Origin of the sequence: Ensifer sp. B1-9 (assembly GCF_050474445.1) — a bacterium.
Taxonomy (GTDB): domain Bacteria; phylum Pseudomonadota; class Alphaproteobacteria; order Rhizobiales; family Rhizobiaceae; genus Ensifer.
Genome location: NZ_JBCHVG010000001.1, coordinates 405,949 through 421,698, shown reverse-complemented (window position 1 = coordinate 421,698; position 15,750 = coordinate 405,949). Strand labels below are relative to the sequence as shown.

The 15,750-nt window shown below is 64.6% G+C and carries 15 protein-coding genes; 7 read left to right on the top strand and 8 right to left on the bottom strand.

The genetic code is table 11. The annotated features are described in order from the left end of the window. The first annotated feature begins 425 nt into the window (after positions 1–425). Together ACQ5BM_RS02020 and ACQ5BM_RS02015 are read left to right on the top strand one after the other, a co-directional pair. Positions 426–803: a hypothetical protein gene (locus ACQ5BM_RS02020; RefSeq protein ID WP_429807062.1), complete on the top strand. Its 378-nt coding sequence runs from the start codon at positions 426–428 to the stop codon at positions 801–803. A gap of 549 nt (positions 804–1,352) precedes the next feature. Then, entirely contained in the window at positions 1,353–2,948 is a 1,596-nt protein-coding gene (locus ACQ5BM_RS02015; RefSeq protein ID WP_429807060.1) for an ArnT family glycosyltransferase, read from the top strand. Between the two features lie 351 nt (positions 2,949–3,299). On the opposite strand, the gene ftsZ is transcribed toward ACQ5BM_RS02015, so the two are convergent. Together ftsZ and ACQ5BM_RS02005 are read right to left on the bottom strand one after the other, a co-directional pair. Then, the gene (gene ftsZ / locus ACQ5BM_RS02010) at positions 3,300–4,334 is read right to left on the bottom strand and encodes a cell division protein FtsZ (RefSeq protein WP_173516978.1); all 1,035 of its coding nucleotides are present in this window, start codon (positions 4,332–4,334) and stop codon (positions 3,300–3,302) included. Between the two features lie 467 nt (positions 4,335–4,801). Next, a complete protein-coding gene (locus tag ACQ5BM_RS02005; RefSeq protein WP_429807057.1) occupies positions 4,802–5,410 on the bottom strand; it encodes a glutathione S-transferase family protein in 609 nt (202 codons plus the stop codon). Positions 5,411–5,641: 231 nt separating this feature from the next. On the opposite strand from ACQ5BM_RS02005, the gene ACQ5BM_RS02000 reads away from it, so the two are divergent. Next, positions 5,642–5,938, top strand: coding sequence for a hypothetical protein (locus tag ACQ5BM_RS02000; protein WP_429807055.1), 297 nt, complete (start codon positions 5,642–5,644; stop codon positions 5,936–5,938). A 4-nt stretch (positions 5,939–5,942) separates the two neighbouring features. Here ACQ5BM_RS02000 and ACQ5BM_RS01995 read toward each other — a convergent pair whose 3' ends face one another. From ACQ5BM_RS01995 to ACQ5BM_RS01985, 3 genes are read right to left on the bottom strand one after another with little or no spacing between them, the layout of a single operon-like run. Next, positions 5,943–6,998 (bottom strand): ABC transporter ATP-binding protein, encoded by a 1,056-nt coding sequence (locus tag ACQ5BM_RS01995; RefSeq protein WP_429807053.1) that lies wholly within the window; start codon positions 6,996–6,998, stop codon positions 5,943–5,945. Then, positions 6,986–8,758, bottom strand: a complete 1,773-nt coding sequence (locus ACQ5BM_RS01990; protein ID WP_429807050.1) for an ABC transporter permease — start codon at positions 8,756–8,758, stop codon at positions 6,986–6,988. The genes ACQ5BM_RS01995 and ACQ5BM_RS01990 overlap by 13 nt, the downstream gene beginning before the upstream one ends. Before the next feature lie 5 nt (positions 8,759–8,763). Next, positions 8,764–9,744 carry an ABC transporter substrate-binding protein gene (locus ACQ5BM_RS01985; RefSeq protein WP_429807047.1) on the bottom strand — a complete coding sequence of 327 codons (981 nt, stop codon included), beginning with the start codon at positions 9,742–9,744 and terminating at the stop codon, positions 8,764–8,766. A 175-nt stretch (positions 9,745–9,919) separates the two neighbouring features. Between ACQ5BM_RS01985 and ACQ5BM_RS01980 the strand changes: the two genes are divergently transcribed. The 3 genes from ACQ5BM_RS01980 to ACQ5BM_RS01970 all read left to right on the top strand — a co-directional run bounded on the left by ACQ5BM_RS01980 (position 9,920) and on the right by ACQ5BM_RS01970 (position 11,932). Next, entirely contained in the window at positions 9,920–10,387 is a 468-nt protein-coding gene (locus tag ACQ5BM_RS01980; protein WP_429807044.1) for a carboxymuconolactone decarboxylase family protein, read from the top strand. After that, positions 10,387–11,244 (top strand): sigma-70 family RNA polymerase sigma factor, encoded by an 858-nt coding sequence (locus ACQ5BM_RS01975; RefSeq protein ID WP_429807041.1) that lies wholly within the window; start codon positions 10,387–10,389, stop codon positions 11,242–11,244. The genes ACQ5BM_RS01980 and ACQ5BM_RS01975 overlap by 1 nt, the downstream gene beginning before the upstream one ends. A 337-nt stretch (positions 11,245–11,581) precedes the next feature. Beyond that, the gene (locus ACQ5BM_RS01970; protein WP_429807038.1) at positions 11,582–11,932 is read left to right on the top strand and encodes a hypothetical protein; all 351 of its coding nucleotides are present in this window, start codon (positions 11,582–11,584) and stop codon (positions 11,930–11,932) included. Between the two features lie 179 nt (positions 11,933–12,111). Here ACQ5BM_RS01970 and ACQ5BM_RS01965 read toward each other — a convergent pair whose 3' ends face one another. Continuing rightward, positions 12,112–12,534: a RidA family protein gene (locus ACQ5BM_RS01965; RefSeq protein WP_429807036.1), complete on the bottom strand. Its 423-nt coding sequence runs from the start codon at positions 12,532–12,534 to the stop codon at positions 12,112–12,114. A 169-nt stretch (positions 12,535–12,703) separates the two neighbouring features. Between ACQ5BM_RS01965 and ACQ5BM_RS01960 the strand changes: the two genes are divergently transcribed. Next, positions 12,704–13,294, top strand: coding sequence for a TetR/AcrR family transcriptional regulator (locus ACQ5BM_RS01960; protein ID WP_429807033.1), 591 nt, complete (start codon positions 12,704–12,706; stop codon positions 13,292–13,294). 60 nt (positions 13,295–13,354) lie between these two features. On the opposite strand, the gene ACQ5BM_RS01955 is transcribed toward ACQ5BM_RS01960, so the two are convergent. Next, positions 13,355–15,259: an adenylate/guanylate cyclase domain-containing protein gene (locus tag ACQ5BM_RS01955; RefSeq protein WP_429807031.1), complete on the bottom strand. Its 1,905-nt coding sequence runs from the start codon at positions 15,257–15,259 to the stop codon at positions 13,355–13,357. 169 nt (positions 15,260–15,428) lie between these two features. Further along, positions 15,429–15,590 carry a hypothetical protein gene (locus ACQ5BM_RS01950; RefSeq protein WP_429807691.1) on the bottom strand — a complete coding sequence of 54 codons (162 nt, stop codon included), beginning with the start codon at positions 15,588–15,590 and terminating at the stop codon, positions 15,429–15,431. Between the last annotated feature and the right edge of the window lie 160 nt (positions 15,591–15,750).

Genomic DNA, 15,750 nt, shown 5'->3' with positions numbered 1-15,750 from the left:
ACCTGGCGGACGGCCGCCGGCGAAACGGCGGCACCCGTCTCTCTCTTCCCCCGCCTCTCACTCTCCCACTGCGCGAAATTGGCCGCGCCCAATTGCGCAACCGCTAATAAGCGACGAACGATGAGAGAACGCTCCAAGCACGAAAGTGGTCTCATCTCACTCGCCTCGCCCAAATGGGTGAGGAACAATTCGTGAAAGCGAACCATGCGAGACCTAGCCGTCGACCAGCCCGAGTTCACGCCTCCTCGCCCCTGTCGGCCCGGAAGTGCGCAGCGGTCTTGCGATGACGGCATCGCGAAGGATCAAAGACCTAAAGCGCAGGGAGCGAAGCTGAAGATCGCGACGCGCGAGCGATATTCAGACGCCTTGTCTAACGGTAAAGTTGCGATAGAATAGCAGGATAAACAATTTATACGATTATCATCATGAACATTCGTTTCGTCGCCGGCGGCATGGCCGTCGCGCTGTTGTGCGCAATCGCAATCATTCTGTTCGCGCCTCGGCCCGATCCCCTCATCGGCTATGGCAGGTACGAGTGGGGGATCGCCGCCCTGCGCAAGCGCCCCGGCGCCGAGCGGGAATTCGTAGAGATGTGCGTGCCGGAAGTCGAAGCGGAATTCAAGGAGTCGGACCTCAAGGAGACGTCCTATTCCAGCCGGGCCGAGATGGCGCTGGACCTCTGCCGGCGCTATTTCGCCGTGGTGATTGACGGCAGACTTACGCTTGCGGAGATCAACCTGGGCCGTCTTCCGCTTTCGGTGCTCGAGGAAGCCGAGCGGCGGAAACCGCGCTTCCCGCGATGACGGCAATCTCGCAGCGCCGCGCCTGCGGACTGCACAGGGGGCGACCTCCCCCGCCGCAACAAAAAGGCCGGAGCGCGCGCGGCTCCGGCCTTCCTTTTCTTTCGCTCTCAAAACTTGTGCCAGTACATCCGTGGTCAAAGTCGAAAGCAGCTTGCGACTGCGAGCGTCGCGCTCAGCAGTTTGCTTATATTGAAGTTATAGGACCGGGCACGTTTCTCGACAAGCTGTCCCTTTGGGCTACGGCACAGGCCGGGGATTAGTTTTGGCCCCGCATCGAGGCCGAAAAACAGTGTCGGTTTCCGGCTTTTCACGCCAAGACAATCAGCGAATACTTAATTATAGTCGTCCGACAGCGCCGCGCGTCTTATGGGACGCGCAAAGGTCGCTGCAGCGCTTTGTTTCCAGAGCCTCTTTCCGCGTCAGGTGACTCCACTTGAAAGCGGGATGCTCTAGACTGGTGCAGCGGCCGGCGCCTGGCGGAGGCCATCCGCAGGGCACCGTCTCGCTCGCGGTCGTCGTCAGGATCGTTCGGCGCGCCTGGGGAGGCATATGTCGGGGTTCGATCACAGGCACATGAATGCTGCGGCGCTCGCCGCGATCCTGGTGCTCGCCGCCCTCTTCCGCCTGCATGACGTCCAGCAGCCGCTCGTCGATGCCTTTAGCTGGCGCGAGGCGAGTACGGCGATGATGGCCGACAACTTCTTCCTGCGTAGCTGGAACATCTTCTTTCCGGAGGTGAGCTGGACCGGACCGGACCCCTCCTATCAGGGCCGCGAGCTGCAGGTCGTCTCCTATATCACCGCCCTTCTCTATGCCGCCTTCGGCTGGGACGAAACCTGGGGCCGGCTCGTTGCCATTGCCTTCGGCGTCCTTGGCGTCCTCGCGCTGCATCGGCTGATCGCGCGGCTCTGGGACGAGGCCCACGCCCATGCCGGCGCGCTGCTGCTGGCGATCATGCCGGGCGCGGTAATGATCGACCGCTCCTTCCTGCCGGATCCGGCCATGCTGGCGCTGGTGACGACAGGCGCCTGGGCCTATGTCGCCTATCTGCAGAGCGATCGCCTGTCGCTTCTGATCGTCGCAGGCCTCCTCACCACCACGGGCGTGCTTGCCAAGCTGCCGGGCATCGCCGTGGTCGTGCCGATGACCTACGCGACCTTCGCCATCCTGCAGCAGCGCGGCAAGCTCGGCCTCGGCCGCCTCCTGGCAATCCTGCCGGTCGCCCTCGCCGCCGGTGCGCTCATCCTCAGCTATTACTGGTGGGCGCACTATCTCGGCACCAACTATCCGCCTTACCATGTCGCCGGCAGCGGCTATCTCTGGAGCGACGGGCTTTCGAGGTTCCTCGACGAAGGCTTCTACATTCCCGCCACCTGGAAGATCGCCAGCAACTGGCTCTTCACCCTGCCGGTGGTCGTGCTCGCGGGCATCGCGCTGCTGACCGCGCCGCCGGCGGCAAGCGGGGCGGAGACGCAGGCAGGCTCCGTTCGTGCGCCCTGGTTCTTCCATGTCTGGTTGCTGGGCGCGACCCTCGTCTATGTCCTCGCCGCCCGCGAGATCAAGACCAACCCCTGGAACTTCCATATCTTCAATGTGCCGATGGCAGCACTTGCCGGCCGCGGGCTGATCCTGCTCGTCGGCATCGGCCGCGAACGCGGGCTCCTCACGCGTGCCCTGCGGCTTGCGGCGATCGCCGCCGTCGTCGTCATCGGCGGCAGCCTCCCCGGCCTCTCGCTGATGAAGACGCCCTATGCCGACCACGGCGAAAAGCTCGGCACCAGGCTCAGCGAACTCAGCCGCCCCGGCGAGCTCGTCATCACCGCGACGCCGACGATCGGCGATCCCGTCGCGATCTATTACAGCCGCCGCCGCGGCTGGGTCTTCCCGCCCGGCGGCGGCGAGACCGAATGGTCGATGCTGCTGGAGGACGACGACGCGATCGAGGCGCTGGAGGAACTGCGCGCCCGCAACGCCACCTGGTTCGGCATCACCAAGAACGCCCGCGACATGCAGCGGCGCAAGTTCCTCGAATACAACAAGGGCCTGATCGCCCATCTCGACCGCACGGCCGAGCGCGTCGTCGACGACGACACGATGCTGATCTATCGGCTGACGCCGCGGATAAATGCAGCGGCGTCGAATTGAACGGCTGGGCTTCGCCCGACCGCAGCACGCCGCCCTCATGGGAACGCGGCGTGGCTTATCGCAACAGCCGTGACGGATAACTTCCCGGTTGGCTCTGCCCCTCTCCTCGGGTTTAACCCGAGGACTAACCCTCTCCCCGCTCGCGGGGAGAGGGAATGGCACCCCTCGCCGCCCTTCCTTCACAAACGGAGCGGGGGAGCGACGCGCGTGCCACACCGCCCCTTCCCCCCGTCACGACGGGGAGAAGGTGGCCGGCAGGCCGGATGAGGGGCAGCAACAAAAATCGCCATGCGTTCCGATCGACGCATGGCGCCCTGCTTCTTGCCGTGTCGCCCCTTGAGGCGATGAGCCTTACTGCAGCGTGCGGATCGGCGCCGGTGCGGGCTGGCCGGCGGCCGCACCCGCGGCATTGTTGGCCGAGCGGGCGGAATCGAGGCCGGTGGCGACGACGGAGACGCGGAAGGTGCCGTCGAGCGTGCGGTCGAAGATCGAGCCGACGACGATGTCGGCTTCGTCATAGACCTCTTCGCGGATGCGGGTCGCAGCCTCGTCCACCTCGAACAGCGTCATGTCCATGCCGCCGGAGATCGAGATCAGCACACCCTTGGCGCCGCGCATCGACACTTCGTCGAGCAGCGGGTTGGCGATCGCCGCTTCCGCCGCCTTCAGCGCGCGGCCCTCGCCGGTCGCCTCGCCGGTGCCCATCATCGCCCGGCCCATGCCCTTCATGACCGATTTGACGTCGGCGAAGTCGAGGTTGATCAGGCCTTCCTTGACGATCAGGTCGGTGATGCAGCCGACGCCGGAGTAGAGCACCCGGTCGGCGATCACGAAGGCATCGGCAAAGGTGGTCTTGGCATCGGCGATGCGGAAGAGGTTCTGGTTGGGAATGACGATCACGGTGTCGGCCGCCTCGCGCAGCCGCTCGATGCCCTGCTCGGCCGTTTCCATGCGGCGCTTGCCTTCGAAGCTGAAGGGCTTGGTGACGACGCCGACGGTGAGGATGCCGGCCTTGCGCGCCGCTGCCGCAATCACCGGTGCCGCACCCGTGCCCGTGCCGCCGCCCATGCCGGCGGTGACGAAGCACATATGCGTGCCGCCGAGGTGATCCATGATCTCGTCGATCGATTCTTCCGCCGCCGCCCGGCCGACATCCGGCAGCGAGCCGGCGCCGAGGCCCTCGGTGACGGCGGCGCCAAGCTGGATGATGCGCGACGACTTCGACATGGCGAGCGCCTGCGCGTCCGTATTCGCCACCACGAAATCGACGCCCTGAAGCCCTTCGTTGATCATGTTGTTGATGGCGTTGCCGCCACCGCCGCCGACCCCGATGACGGTGATCTTCGGGCGCATTTCGGTGATCGTGGGCTTCTTGAAATCGTTCATGGCTTGTCTCCTAGAGCCGACGCCCTGCAGGCGCCGACGGCGGGCGAATCGGGCAGCTATTATTTTAGGAATTGAAAAAAGCCATGGAGAAGGCAAGAAAAAAGGTCGGAACACCTATCCACATAAGTATTTTAGCGGGGCCGGAAAGGCGGTAAATCAGGTTCCGAACCTCGGCCGCAGAATGAACAAATCTGCCAAACAATCAAAGCTCTAAGGGCGTATCGGCCCCGGGTTCAACCCGAGGACTAACCCTCTCCCCGCAGGCGGGGCGAGGGGACGAGGACCACGGCTGCGCCGCCAACCGGGGAGCTGCTGACGGACATCGCAACCGACAATCGTCGGCGTGGGCGAGCGGCCGCCCGCGAGTCTCCTTCGCCCCGCCCGCGGGGAGAAGGTGGCCGGCAGGCCGGATGAGGGGCATTCCCCATGAGCCAGACAGACGAAGTCCGCCTACCCTTGTTGAACCGCTAAGCCTCAAAACTCGGCCGCGAGCGCACCCGCTCCAGCCAGCGCTGGACGTTTTTCGCCGAAGCCGGGATCTCCATGCCGAAGACGTCGCAGAGCCAGGCGGTGACGCCGGCGGTGATGTCGGCGATCGAGAATGCGTCACCGGCGAGGAACGGCCGCCCGTCCGAAAGCTCGTCGTCGAGCCAGCCCCATTTCTTCGGCACCGCCAGCCGCTCGGCCTCGGCAAAGGCCGGAAACTGCGTCAGCCGCTCGGCAAAGAAGGCATCGGAATGCAGCGCCACATTGCCGACGGTTCCGAGGATTACCAATTCGGCGCGCCGGTTCCACATCTCCACCTTGGCGCGGCTGACGGCATCGTGGCCGAAAAGCTGCGGCTCGCGCTTCGTTTCCTCGAGATAGCGGCAGATCGCAACGCTCTCGGTGATGATCGTGCCGTCGTCGAGCTCCAGCACCGGAATCTGCCCGAGCGAATTGACCGCCAGGAACTCCGGCGCCCGGTGCTCACCCTTGGCGAAGTCGACATTCACCATCGGCAGCGAAATCCCCTTCTCCGCCATGAAGATGCGCACGCGATACGAATTCGGTCCCATGCCCTGATAGAGCTTCATCCTATCCTCCTGTCGATGAGGCGCGCTTCGCCTCGTTCCTCCTTAACCGCATCCAAGCGGGATACTGATTGTTTATAGCAACCGGTTTCATTTAACTTAACGGTTTATTTCGCCACGGCCGAAACTCTTGAACTCTGCTCGCAGTTTCCCATTACGGAGGATGAAGCGGAAGCCGGGCAGCTTGAATATCGCCGGCCATCATGCTTGCCTCCTTGAAACAGGAGCCACGCCATGTTCGCCCGGTCTGCCGCCCTTTGCCTCGCCACCCTCCTCGTCGCCAGCCAGGCCGAAGCAACCCTTGCGCCGAACTATCAGCGCGCCCGCGAGTTGAACGCCGTCATCAATGCGGTCGCCGTCGCCGTTCCCAAATATCCAATCGACAAGGTCATCAGCCAGGGCCGCGACCGCTATGCGGTTAACGCCGGAAAATGCACGGTTATGGCAAGGATCGTCGGCCTGCCGTCAAAGCCAGGCTTGGTCGGCCCGCGGCAATTCGAGGTCCAACTCGACAAGCCCGATTGCGATTGAACGGCTACAACCGCCAGCCCCGGCTCAGCACGAAGCGCGCCGTTTCCCCGGGCATCATTGCGCTTTCGCCATAGGCTTTCAGCACCTGCCCGTCGGGCAGCGCCAGCGTCAGCGCAAAACGTTCGCCCTCGAACACGCAGGAGATGACCCGAAACGCCATCCCCTCGCCGTCGCGGCGCACATGCTCCGGCCGCACGAGGACGTCGCGAACGGGCAGGTCACGGGTCGCCCCATTGCCCGCACCCGCCTCGCCGATGCCACCCAGCGCGGCGCGCAACGTCGCCCAATCCAGCGCCCTCGGCGCCCCCGCCGGTACGGCCAGCTTCAGGACGGAGCCGCGGCCGATCAGGCCGCCGACGACGGCGCCTTCGGGCCTTGCGTAGATTTCGGCGGGCGGCGCCATCTGCATCAGCCGCCCCTCCGACATGACGGCGACATCGGTCGCGAGCGCCATCGCCTCGGCCTGGTCGTGGGTCACATAGATCATGGTGGCGCCGGAGCGCTCGTGGAAGATGCGGAAGGTCTCTTCCATCGACTTGCGCAGATGCTGGTCGAGGTTTGCCAGCGGCTCGTCGAGCAGCACCACGTCGGGCGAGGTCACCAGGCAGCGGGCGAGCGCCACGCGCTGGCGCTGGCCGCCGGAAAGGGCGGCCGGCCGGCGCTCGGCATAGTCGGTGAGCTTCACCAGCGAAAGCGCGTCGCCGACGCTTCTGCGCCACGCGTCGCCCGAAATGCCGCGCACCTTCAAGGGATAGCCGACATTCTCCGCCACCGTCATATGCGGCCAGAGCGCATAGGACTGGAACACCATCGCCATGTTGCGCCGTTCCGGCGGCAGCGCCCGCGACGCATCGGATAGCCGCCTTTCGCCGAAATCGATCGAGCCGTCGCTTGGGCGCTCGAAGCCGGCGATCATCCTGAGCACCGTCGTCTTGCCACAGCCGGATGGCCCGAGCAGCGCCAGGAAGCCGCCTTCCCGCACCGTCAGCGACACATCCGACACCGCCGGCCGGCCACCGCCGAAATCTTTGGTGAGGTGGTTGAGGATCAATTGCGCCACGGCAGCACGCCCCCGGGAAGATATTTCGCAAGCGCCTCCAGCGCGGCCATCAAGACAACGACCATCACCACGACGAGCACGGAGAGTGCTGCGGCAAGGTCCGACGAGCCGCTGTCGTCGAGATTGAAGATGGCGACGCCGAGCGTCTGCGTTCCGGCCGACCAGAGCAGCGCCGAGACCGTGAGCTCGTTGGCGGCGATCAGGAAGACGAGGATGATCGCAGCGCCGGCGGCCGGCGCCACCAAGGGCAGGATCACATCGCGCATGCGCCGGACGAAGCCGGCACCGGAGAGACGTGCGGCCTCTTCCAGTGACGGATCCATCTGCAGGAACGCGCTCATCACCGGCTTGAGGCTGACGGCGAGGAACGAGGAAAAATAGGCAATCAGGATGATCCAGATCGTGCCGTAGAGCGAGACGTCGAGGACGGGCAAAGGTGCTGCAAAGATGAGGATGAAGGCGACCGCCAGCACGATGCCCGGCAGCGCATAGGGAATTTCGATCAGGATGCCGAGCGCATCGGCAAGCCACCCCTTGCGCCGGGTCATCAGGTAAGCGGCCGGCACCGAAACGGCGAGCAGGCCGAACGCCGAAGCGCTCGCGAGGAACACCGAATTGGCGAATGCTTTCAGCGTCATCGACTGGCGGAAGAGGATTTCTTCGTAAGCGCTGAGCGACACGGTTTGAAGAGTGAGCGGTACGCCATAGGCCGGCACCAGCGAGCTCGCGACGAGGGCCGCGAGCGGCGCCACCAGCACGAGAAACAGGATCGCCACCAGCGCCAGCTCGACGACCAGGCGGAATCGCCCGAGCGAAAAGGCGGCATTCGCGCCCGAGAGGCCGATGATGCGATAGTCCCGGCCGGAAAGCGCCCGCTGCTGCAGGACCAGCCCGGCGGCGGCGATCATGGCGATCAGGCTGGACAAAGCCGCGATCTCGCCGAAAGTGCCGGCGCCGAAGCTCGCAAGCCGCGTATAGATCAGGGTGGGCAGCACCGCGATCCCGGCGGGAATGCCGAGGATCGCCGGTATGCCGAAATTGCCGACACCGGAAACGAAGGCGATCGCAGCACCGGCAATCAACCCCGGCAGCGACAGCGGTACGACGATATCGCGAAAGACACGGAATGGCGTGGCGCCCGCAAGCCGTGCCGCCTCCACTCCGTCGCGCGGCGAGGCGGAAAGCCCGGCTTTTAGCGCCAGGAATACGAGCGGCGCATGCTGGACGCCGAGGAGCAGCGAAATGCCTGACAGCGAATAGAGCGGCTGCGGGCTGCCGAGCGGCGGCGCGATCCCCAGCGTCTTCAACAGCGGGCTTGCCGGCCCGGTCATTTCCACCCAGGCAAGGGCCGTCACCTGCGGCGGGATCATCATCGGCAGCATGAAGGCAAAACTCAGGGCCAGCTTGCCGCGCACATCCGTCAGCGCCACGGCGAAGGCAAAGAGCGCGCCGATGACGACGGAGACGACCATGCCGCCGGTTGCCGTTATCAGCGTGTTGCGGATCGCCGCAAAGGTCGCGGGCTCGGTGAGCACACCGACCGACCGGCCGGAGACGAGCCCGGCAAAGCCGGCCTTCGCCAGGCTGATCAGCGGCAGCAGGCAGAGCAGAAACAGGCAGGCGAAAACGAAGGGCGCCAGCCAGCGCGGCTCGGCAGCGGCGCTCGCCCCTGTCCTTACCCTGGGCGCGCCGGCCGTCCGGCCCTGAAAGGGAAAGCGCAGCCAGCAGGGCCGGCTGCGCAGGTCATTGCGTTCGAGCATTCCGATCAGTTCGTGCCGAAGATGCCGGAGAAGGTTTTGAGGTCGGCGTCGGAATTCTTCACGGCGTCAGCGGCGTTCACCGGCAGCACCTTGATCGTCTCGCGCGCCGGATAGCCCTCGGGCAGCGCCACGCCATTACGGGCCGGAATGTAGCCCATCTTCACCGCCGTCTTCTGGCCTTCCTCGGACAGCAGGAAGTCGACGAACTTCTTGGCGGCCTCGACGTTCTTGGCGGTCTTCAGGATGCCGACCGGCTCGGTCACCGCCGAAACGCCCTCGGCCGGGAAGACGAACTCCACCGGCGCGCCCTTGGCCTTCTCGCGGATCGCCATGAAATCGACAAGCATGCCATAGGCCTTCTCGCCGGTTGCAACCGCCTTCAGCACGCCGCCATTGCCGCCGGCCGCCGTGGCGCCGTTTGCCGCGAGCGCCTTGTAATAATCCCAGCCGAGGCCCTCGATGCCGGTCAGCGTCTGCGCATGGATCAGCGCCGCGCCCGAGGTCAGCGGGCTCGGCATGGTGACGAGGCCCTTGGCTTCCGGTTTGCTGAGATCCTGCCAGCCCGCGGGCTTCATGGCAGCAGAGGTGTTATAGACGATGCCGGTCGTGATCATCTTGGTGGAGTAGTAAGCGCCGTCGGCATCATAGAGCGAGGCATCGTAGCTGGCCGCTTCCGGCGACTTGTAGTCGGCGAGATGCCCGGCTTCCTTCAGCCGCTGCATCGTCACCGTGTCGGCGATGAGCAGCACGTCGGCGACCGGATTGCCCGCCTCGATCTCGGCCATCAGCTTGGCCATGATCTTTGTCGTGCCCTCGCGCACCCATTCCACCTCGATGCCGGGATTGGCGGCTTCAAAGGCATCGACGGTCGCCTGCGCGTCCTCGTTCGGCTGGCTGGTATAAAGCACCAGGTTTTCGGCGTAAGCAGCGGTCGAAAGCAGGCCTGCGGCAAGCGCGCCGGCAAGGACGGAAACGAACGATTTCATCAATATACCCTCGTGTTGAAACTGGCGCCGAGGGATAGAGCCGCCTTTTTACAGGGGTGTGACAGGCCGAAGCGCTTGCGGCCTGTGCCAAAAAATCCAGAAAATTTCGCGCCGATGTCACACCGGCCGTCGCTCGCTCGTCATGGTATCGGAACCAACGAAAGGAAACGGAACCATGACTGCTAAGATCGACCTTTTCGCCGCCGCACCGCAACTGATGAAGAACTGGATGGGTACATCCGTCGCCGTTGCCGCGAGCCTCGACCAGACCATCGTCGAGCTCGTGAAGATCCGCGCGTCGCAGATCAACGGCTGCGCCAACTGCATCAACATGCACACGCAGGAAGCCCGCGAGAAGGGCGAAACGGAGCAGCGCATCTATCTGCTTTCGGCCTGGCGCGAGGCGCCCTGCTATTCCGATCGCGAGCGCGCCGCGCTAGGCTGGACCGAAGCGCTGACCAGGCTTTCGGAAGGCCACACCCACGAAAAGGCCTACGAAGCGCTCAAGGATCATTTCACCGAGGAGGAACAGGTGAAGCTCACGCTGATGATCAACGTCATCAATGGCTGGAACCGCCTCGCCGTCGGCTTCGGCCTTTGGGTCGAGCCGGCGGAAGCCAAGGCCGCCCAGGCCGCCGCCTGATGGCGAGTTCGCCCCAGGAGGACGCAGCGGCGGCTTTCGACCCGCTGCGCCCGAAGCTGGTCCGCGTGGCCTACCGCATGCTCGGCTCCGTCGCCGATGCGGAGGACATGGTGCAGGAGGCCTTCATCCGCTGGATGGGGGCCGACCGCGCGGCAGTGCGCGAACCCGAAGCGTTTCTGCGCCGCACGGTGACTAGGCTCTGCCTCGATCAGTTGAAATCCGCCCGGCGCCAGCGCGAGACCTATGTCGGCCCCTGGCTTCCCGACCCCGTCGTCGAGGAGGAGCCGGAGGATGACGTCACCCTGCCCCTGATGCTGGCGCTCGAGCGGCTTTCGCCGCTGGAGCGCGCCGCCTTCCTGCTGCACGACGTCTTCGGCCTGAGCTTCGACGAAGTTGCGACGACGATCGAGCGCGACGCCGCCGCTTGCCGCCAGCTTGCGGCCCGCGCCCGCACCCATGTGCGCGAGGAGCGGCCGCGCTTCCAGATCGAGCAGCAGCGCGGCCTCGAAATCGCCAACGCCTTCTATGCGGCCTCCCGCAGCGGCGACATGAAGACGCTCGGCGCCATGCTCGCAGCCGATGTCAGCGTCCATTCCGACGGCGGCGGCAAGCGCCCGGCAGCCATGCGGCCGATCCTCGGTTTCGACGCCGTGATGAAGGTGCACGAGCAACTCGCCGCCCTCTTCGCCAAACACGGCTCGACGCTCGTGCGCACCGGCTTCATCAACGGCCTGCCCGGCTTCGTCACCCGCGAGGCCGACGGCGAGCTGCAATCGACCGCGCTGGAGATCGCGGACGGCAAGGTCGTGGCGATCTATGTGGTGCGCAATCCGGACAAGCTTGCGCATCTGCATTAGAGCGTAGTCACGGGCGCGCTCACGCCCTCGCGGACTGGCCGCGTGGGTTCGGTCTCCGCCTGCGACGGCTGTAACCGAAAGCTCGTGCGGACGTCCTGTTTGCGGATCGACGTCTGCAGATCACCGCCATCGACTGGCGCAAGGATGGCCGCAAACAGGGCGGCCATCACCCTGCCGTTGCTCTTTCCAATATCGCGCGACGATTAGCATAGGAGTTCCTAATGTGGCCGACTCCGAGTTGTTGGCGGCAGAAGTTGGGACGCCGCCTCCCGGTGAAAATTGACGATCGACCCTCGGTTGTGGCAATGCTTGCACAGGCGGGAACTGGGGGGCGGCATTGCCAAAGAAGAAAGCGATAGGACGCCAAGGTTGGTGGTTTGCGTCAGTCGATGGCGTTGCGCTGCCATGCCTGCATAAGGAATGGCTGACTGGTCTGCACTACCATGATCCTTTCAAGCGCCACGAGGGCAAGGGACTTGAAAGAAAAATCCAGGAAGCGGTCGACGCCATCATGCATGGTGGTCAAGTGATCCTTACAAGCGACAAGAAAATACTGGACCCCAATGGAGAACTCGTCGCGTTCGAGCGCACGGGATACATCGCAGCATATGAGGTTGGCGACGTAACCTATTCCTCCAGTGATGGTCTTCGACTCCGGTTGACCAAACGGCTTTATGACCTGGAATGATCCAAACTCGTGCGTGGCCCTTCTCGCCGCAAGAGGCGGTTGACCGCAAGAAGGGCAGCACGAACGCGAACAATGCCTCGTTTCCGAGCACGGGGACCTCACCAAGTGAAATATGTTCCGCGGACCTTGGTCAGGACTAGGTTCGGACTTCAATCCGACGCTGTTGTTTCGAGCAGACCTTAGGCCGCCCGCTCGCGCCCAACTCCCGTGCTCGCCGGAATCCGCGCAATCACCTTGATCTCGAAGTCGAAGCCGGCGAGCCAGTTGACGCCGATTGCGGTCCAGTTCGGATAGGGCTTTTCGGGGAAGATCCGGTTCTTGACGGCCATGATCGTCTCGAACTGGTTTTCCGGGTCGGTGTGGAAGGTGGTGACGTCGACGATGTCGTCGAAACTGCAGCCGGCCGCTTTCAGCGTTGCCTTGAGATTGTCGAAGGCGCGCTCGACCTGGCGGGCGAAATCCGGTTCGGGCGATCCGTCTTCGCGGCTGCCGACCTGGCCGGAAACGAACAGCAGGTCCTCGGAGCGGATCGCGGCGGAATAGCCGTGCGCCTCGTAGAGCGCGTGGCGGTTGGCGGGAAAGATTGCGTCGCGTGAAGTCATCGGTCTGGTCCTTTTTTGAAATCCAAGGCGCAGAAACGGGCGAGCGCTGCCCGATCAGGCAGAACTTCACAAAACCCGCTCCATTTGATATACGCCACGTATATGAAATAACCAAATACGGCGCGTATGTCAAATTCATATACGCGTCGTATATGAATTTGAGGACCGCATGGCCAGACGCCGCCAGGAGACGATGGAAGAGAACCGCGCCAAGCTGATCGCGGCGGGCCGGAAGGCCTTCGCGGAAAAGGGCTATGCCGCGGCCTCGATGGACGAGCTGACCGCCGATGTCGGCCTGACACGCGGCGCGCTCTACCACAATTTCGGCGACAAGCGCGGGCTGCTCGCCGCCGTCGTCAACCAGATTGACAGTGAAATGGCCGCGCGCGCCAAGGAGATCGGCAGCGGCAACGAAGACGGCTGGCAGGCGATGCTCGCCGAAGGCGCCGCCTATATCGAGATGGCGCTCGATCCGGAGGTGCAGCGGATCGTGCTGCTCGACGGGCCCGCCGTGCTCGGCGACCCCTCGAAATGGCCGAGCCAGAACAGCTGCCTGCTGGCGACGCGGGAGACCGTCGAGCGCCTGCTTGAAAGGGGCATCCTGAAACCCGTCGACCCGGAAGCAGCGGCGAGGCTCTTGAGCGGCGCCGCTCTCAACGCCGCTCTCTGGGTGGCCGCCAGCGACGATCCGAAGGCGGTGCTGCCGAAGGCGATCGACGCCTTCCGGTCGATGGTTTCCGGCTTTCTGGCGGAACACTGAAGCGCCCTCGCGTCCCGTCGGGCGTCGCCGCAGCGCTTGCGACCCCGGTACGGCGGCGCTCTACCCGGCCCTCTCGCCCACCAGTTCCCAGAGGTCGACCTTCTCATGGCGCCCCTTCACGGGGATGAGCCCGATCGGGCGGAAGTCGAAGGTATCGGCAACGGCGCCGTGCACGGCTCCGCTGACGAGGATCGTCGTGCCGAACTCCTTGTTCAATCCTTCGAGCCTCGAGGCGACGTTGATCGTGTCGCCCATGGCGGTGTATTGCTGGCGCGAGATCGCTCCGAAGCTGCCGACGACGGCCGGGCCGGTATGCAGGCCGAAGCGGGTGAACAATTCCGGTCGCCCGTTCCGGCGGTTGGCCTCGTTCAGACGCTCGACCGCCGCCTTCATCGCCAGCGCCGAGCGACAGCCGTTTTCCGCATGCCGCGGATCCGGAACGGGTGCGTTCCACATGACGAACAGGGAGTCGCCGAGATATTGCACCACCGTGCCGGCATGCGCTTCGGCAATCCCGTTCAGCTCCTCGAAATAGGCGGAGAGGATCTCCACCACGTCCTCGGGCGAATGCCGTTCGGATATGGTGGTAAAGTCGCGGATATCGGTGAAGAGCACGGTCACCTCCTGCCGCGCCGCCTTGGCGACCGCCTCCCCACGTGGATTGACGATCCGCCGCACCACTTCGCGCGGCACATAGAGGGCAAACTGGCGGATGGCATGGCGGCTGGCGGCCAGCGCGCCGGCCAGCGTGTTGATCTCGGTGATAAAGGAATGCGGCGTCCCCTTCCCGGCAAAGTTCAGGTCGCCGATCCGCCGTGCCTCGTCCGCAAGCCGGTAGAGCGTGCGGCTGATCACGCGCGACAGCAGGACCGACCCGACGACGCCCGCCACCAGCAGGCTGGCGGCAATCAGGAGGTTGCGGATGAGCAGCCGGTTCGCCTGTGCCACCAGGTCCTGCAGCGGCACGACGATTGCGACCGAGCTGCCCTTGAACAGGCCGGAAACGCTGACCGGCGCCATCTGGATCAGATAGCGCTCCCCGGCGAGATCGGCTTCGGCAAGACCTCCGCCCATATAGGCCGGCTCCTTGCGCAGCCGGGCGACCACCTCGAGGCTCGGGTCGAGGCTGCGCATGCCGGCCCCGCCGCCGCCCGACCACGCGCCCAGGATCGTGCTCATGAGCGCCGGATCGGAGTGGGCCACGAGCCTGTCGTCGCTGCCGATGACATAGGAGCGGGCCCGCGGCGAAATCTGCCGCGCATCAAGCAGGCGGCTGATGGTCTGCAGGTGAATGTTGGTGCCGACCACGATGCCGCTGGCGCCCCTCAAGGGGGTCGCGAGCGCCAAGGTCGGCACCTTGAGCGTTCCGGTGACATAGGGTCCGACGGAAACCGGCCCGCCGCTTCGCAGCGCCGCCTGGTACCAGGGGCTCTGCCGCGGATCGAAATTCGTCCGCTCGAACGGGCGCTCCCCGATCGGACGCGCTTGGCCATCGAGAAACCGGAGCGTCGACACGGAACCGACGGTCTGCCCGTGGGCGAGCACCCGGACGGCAAATGCGGTGCCCGCCGGTGCCGCGAGCGTCTGGCGGACATAATCCCTCTCCGTGTTGATCACCTGCAGGTAGGAGCCATCAGGATAGCCGGCATAGATGCTCGTCGCGTTGGAAACGCTTTTGAGCACCTCCAGGAAGAACTGCGTCTTCGGCTCCAGATCTTGCGGCGGTGCGACGGCAAGCTGCGGCACCGTGGAGGCAAGCGCAACCGCCTCCTGGCCGCCCTCCAGCGCATTCCTGTATCCCTCGATCAGCCGCAGGCTCATTTCCCGCATGTGCTTCTCGCCGGCGAGGATCGCCGCCTGTCGCCCTTGGCTGAACGCCATCCAGATGATCGGCGTCGCCGTTAGGAGCAACAGCGCGACGACCAGGACGCTGAGATGCACTCTGAGAGGCTTGGACCAGTTCACGCAATTCCCCCCAAAACGCGACTGAATTTCGGGGAACCTAGCACCTGCCCGCGTCGGCAGGAATGTGTAATCTTTCAAGGAAATAGGCCATTTTGTTGAATCGGGGAGACAATGAAATGGCCCGGCAGTCGGCAGGTGGCCCGGAGCGGAAAGCGCCGCGCGTTCAGGTCTAGTTCAACGGGATGGCATTACCATCCTTGCTATCCTGGTAGACGGCCGAGAGTTCGTCATAACTGGCGCGGATCGCATCGGCGCGCGACTTCAGTTCGTTGCGCTGTGCCTCGGGCACGCCTCTCGGCTTGTGGGCAGCAGCGGCCTGATCACGCGCCATTCGAAGTCGGTAAGGTCAGATCAACTCATTTGAGCTTGAATCAGCGTGCGGCGCGAAATGAAAAGCCACCAGTCTGCGAACGCCCCTTTTTGCCGTTCATCCATATATTGGGTGTACCCGTAAACGGTCCTTGGCAATGTTCTGCGGCCCATGACAAAAC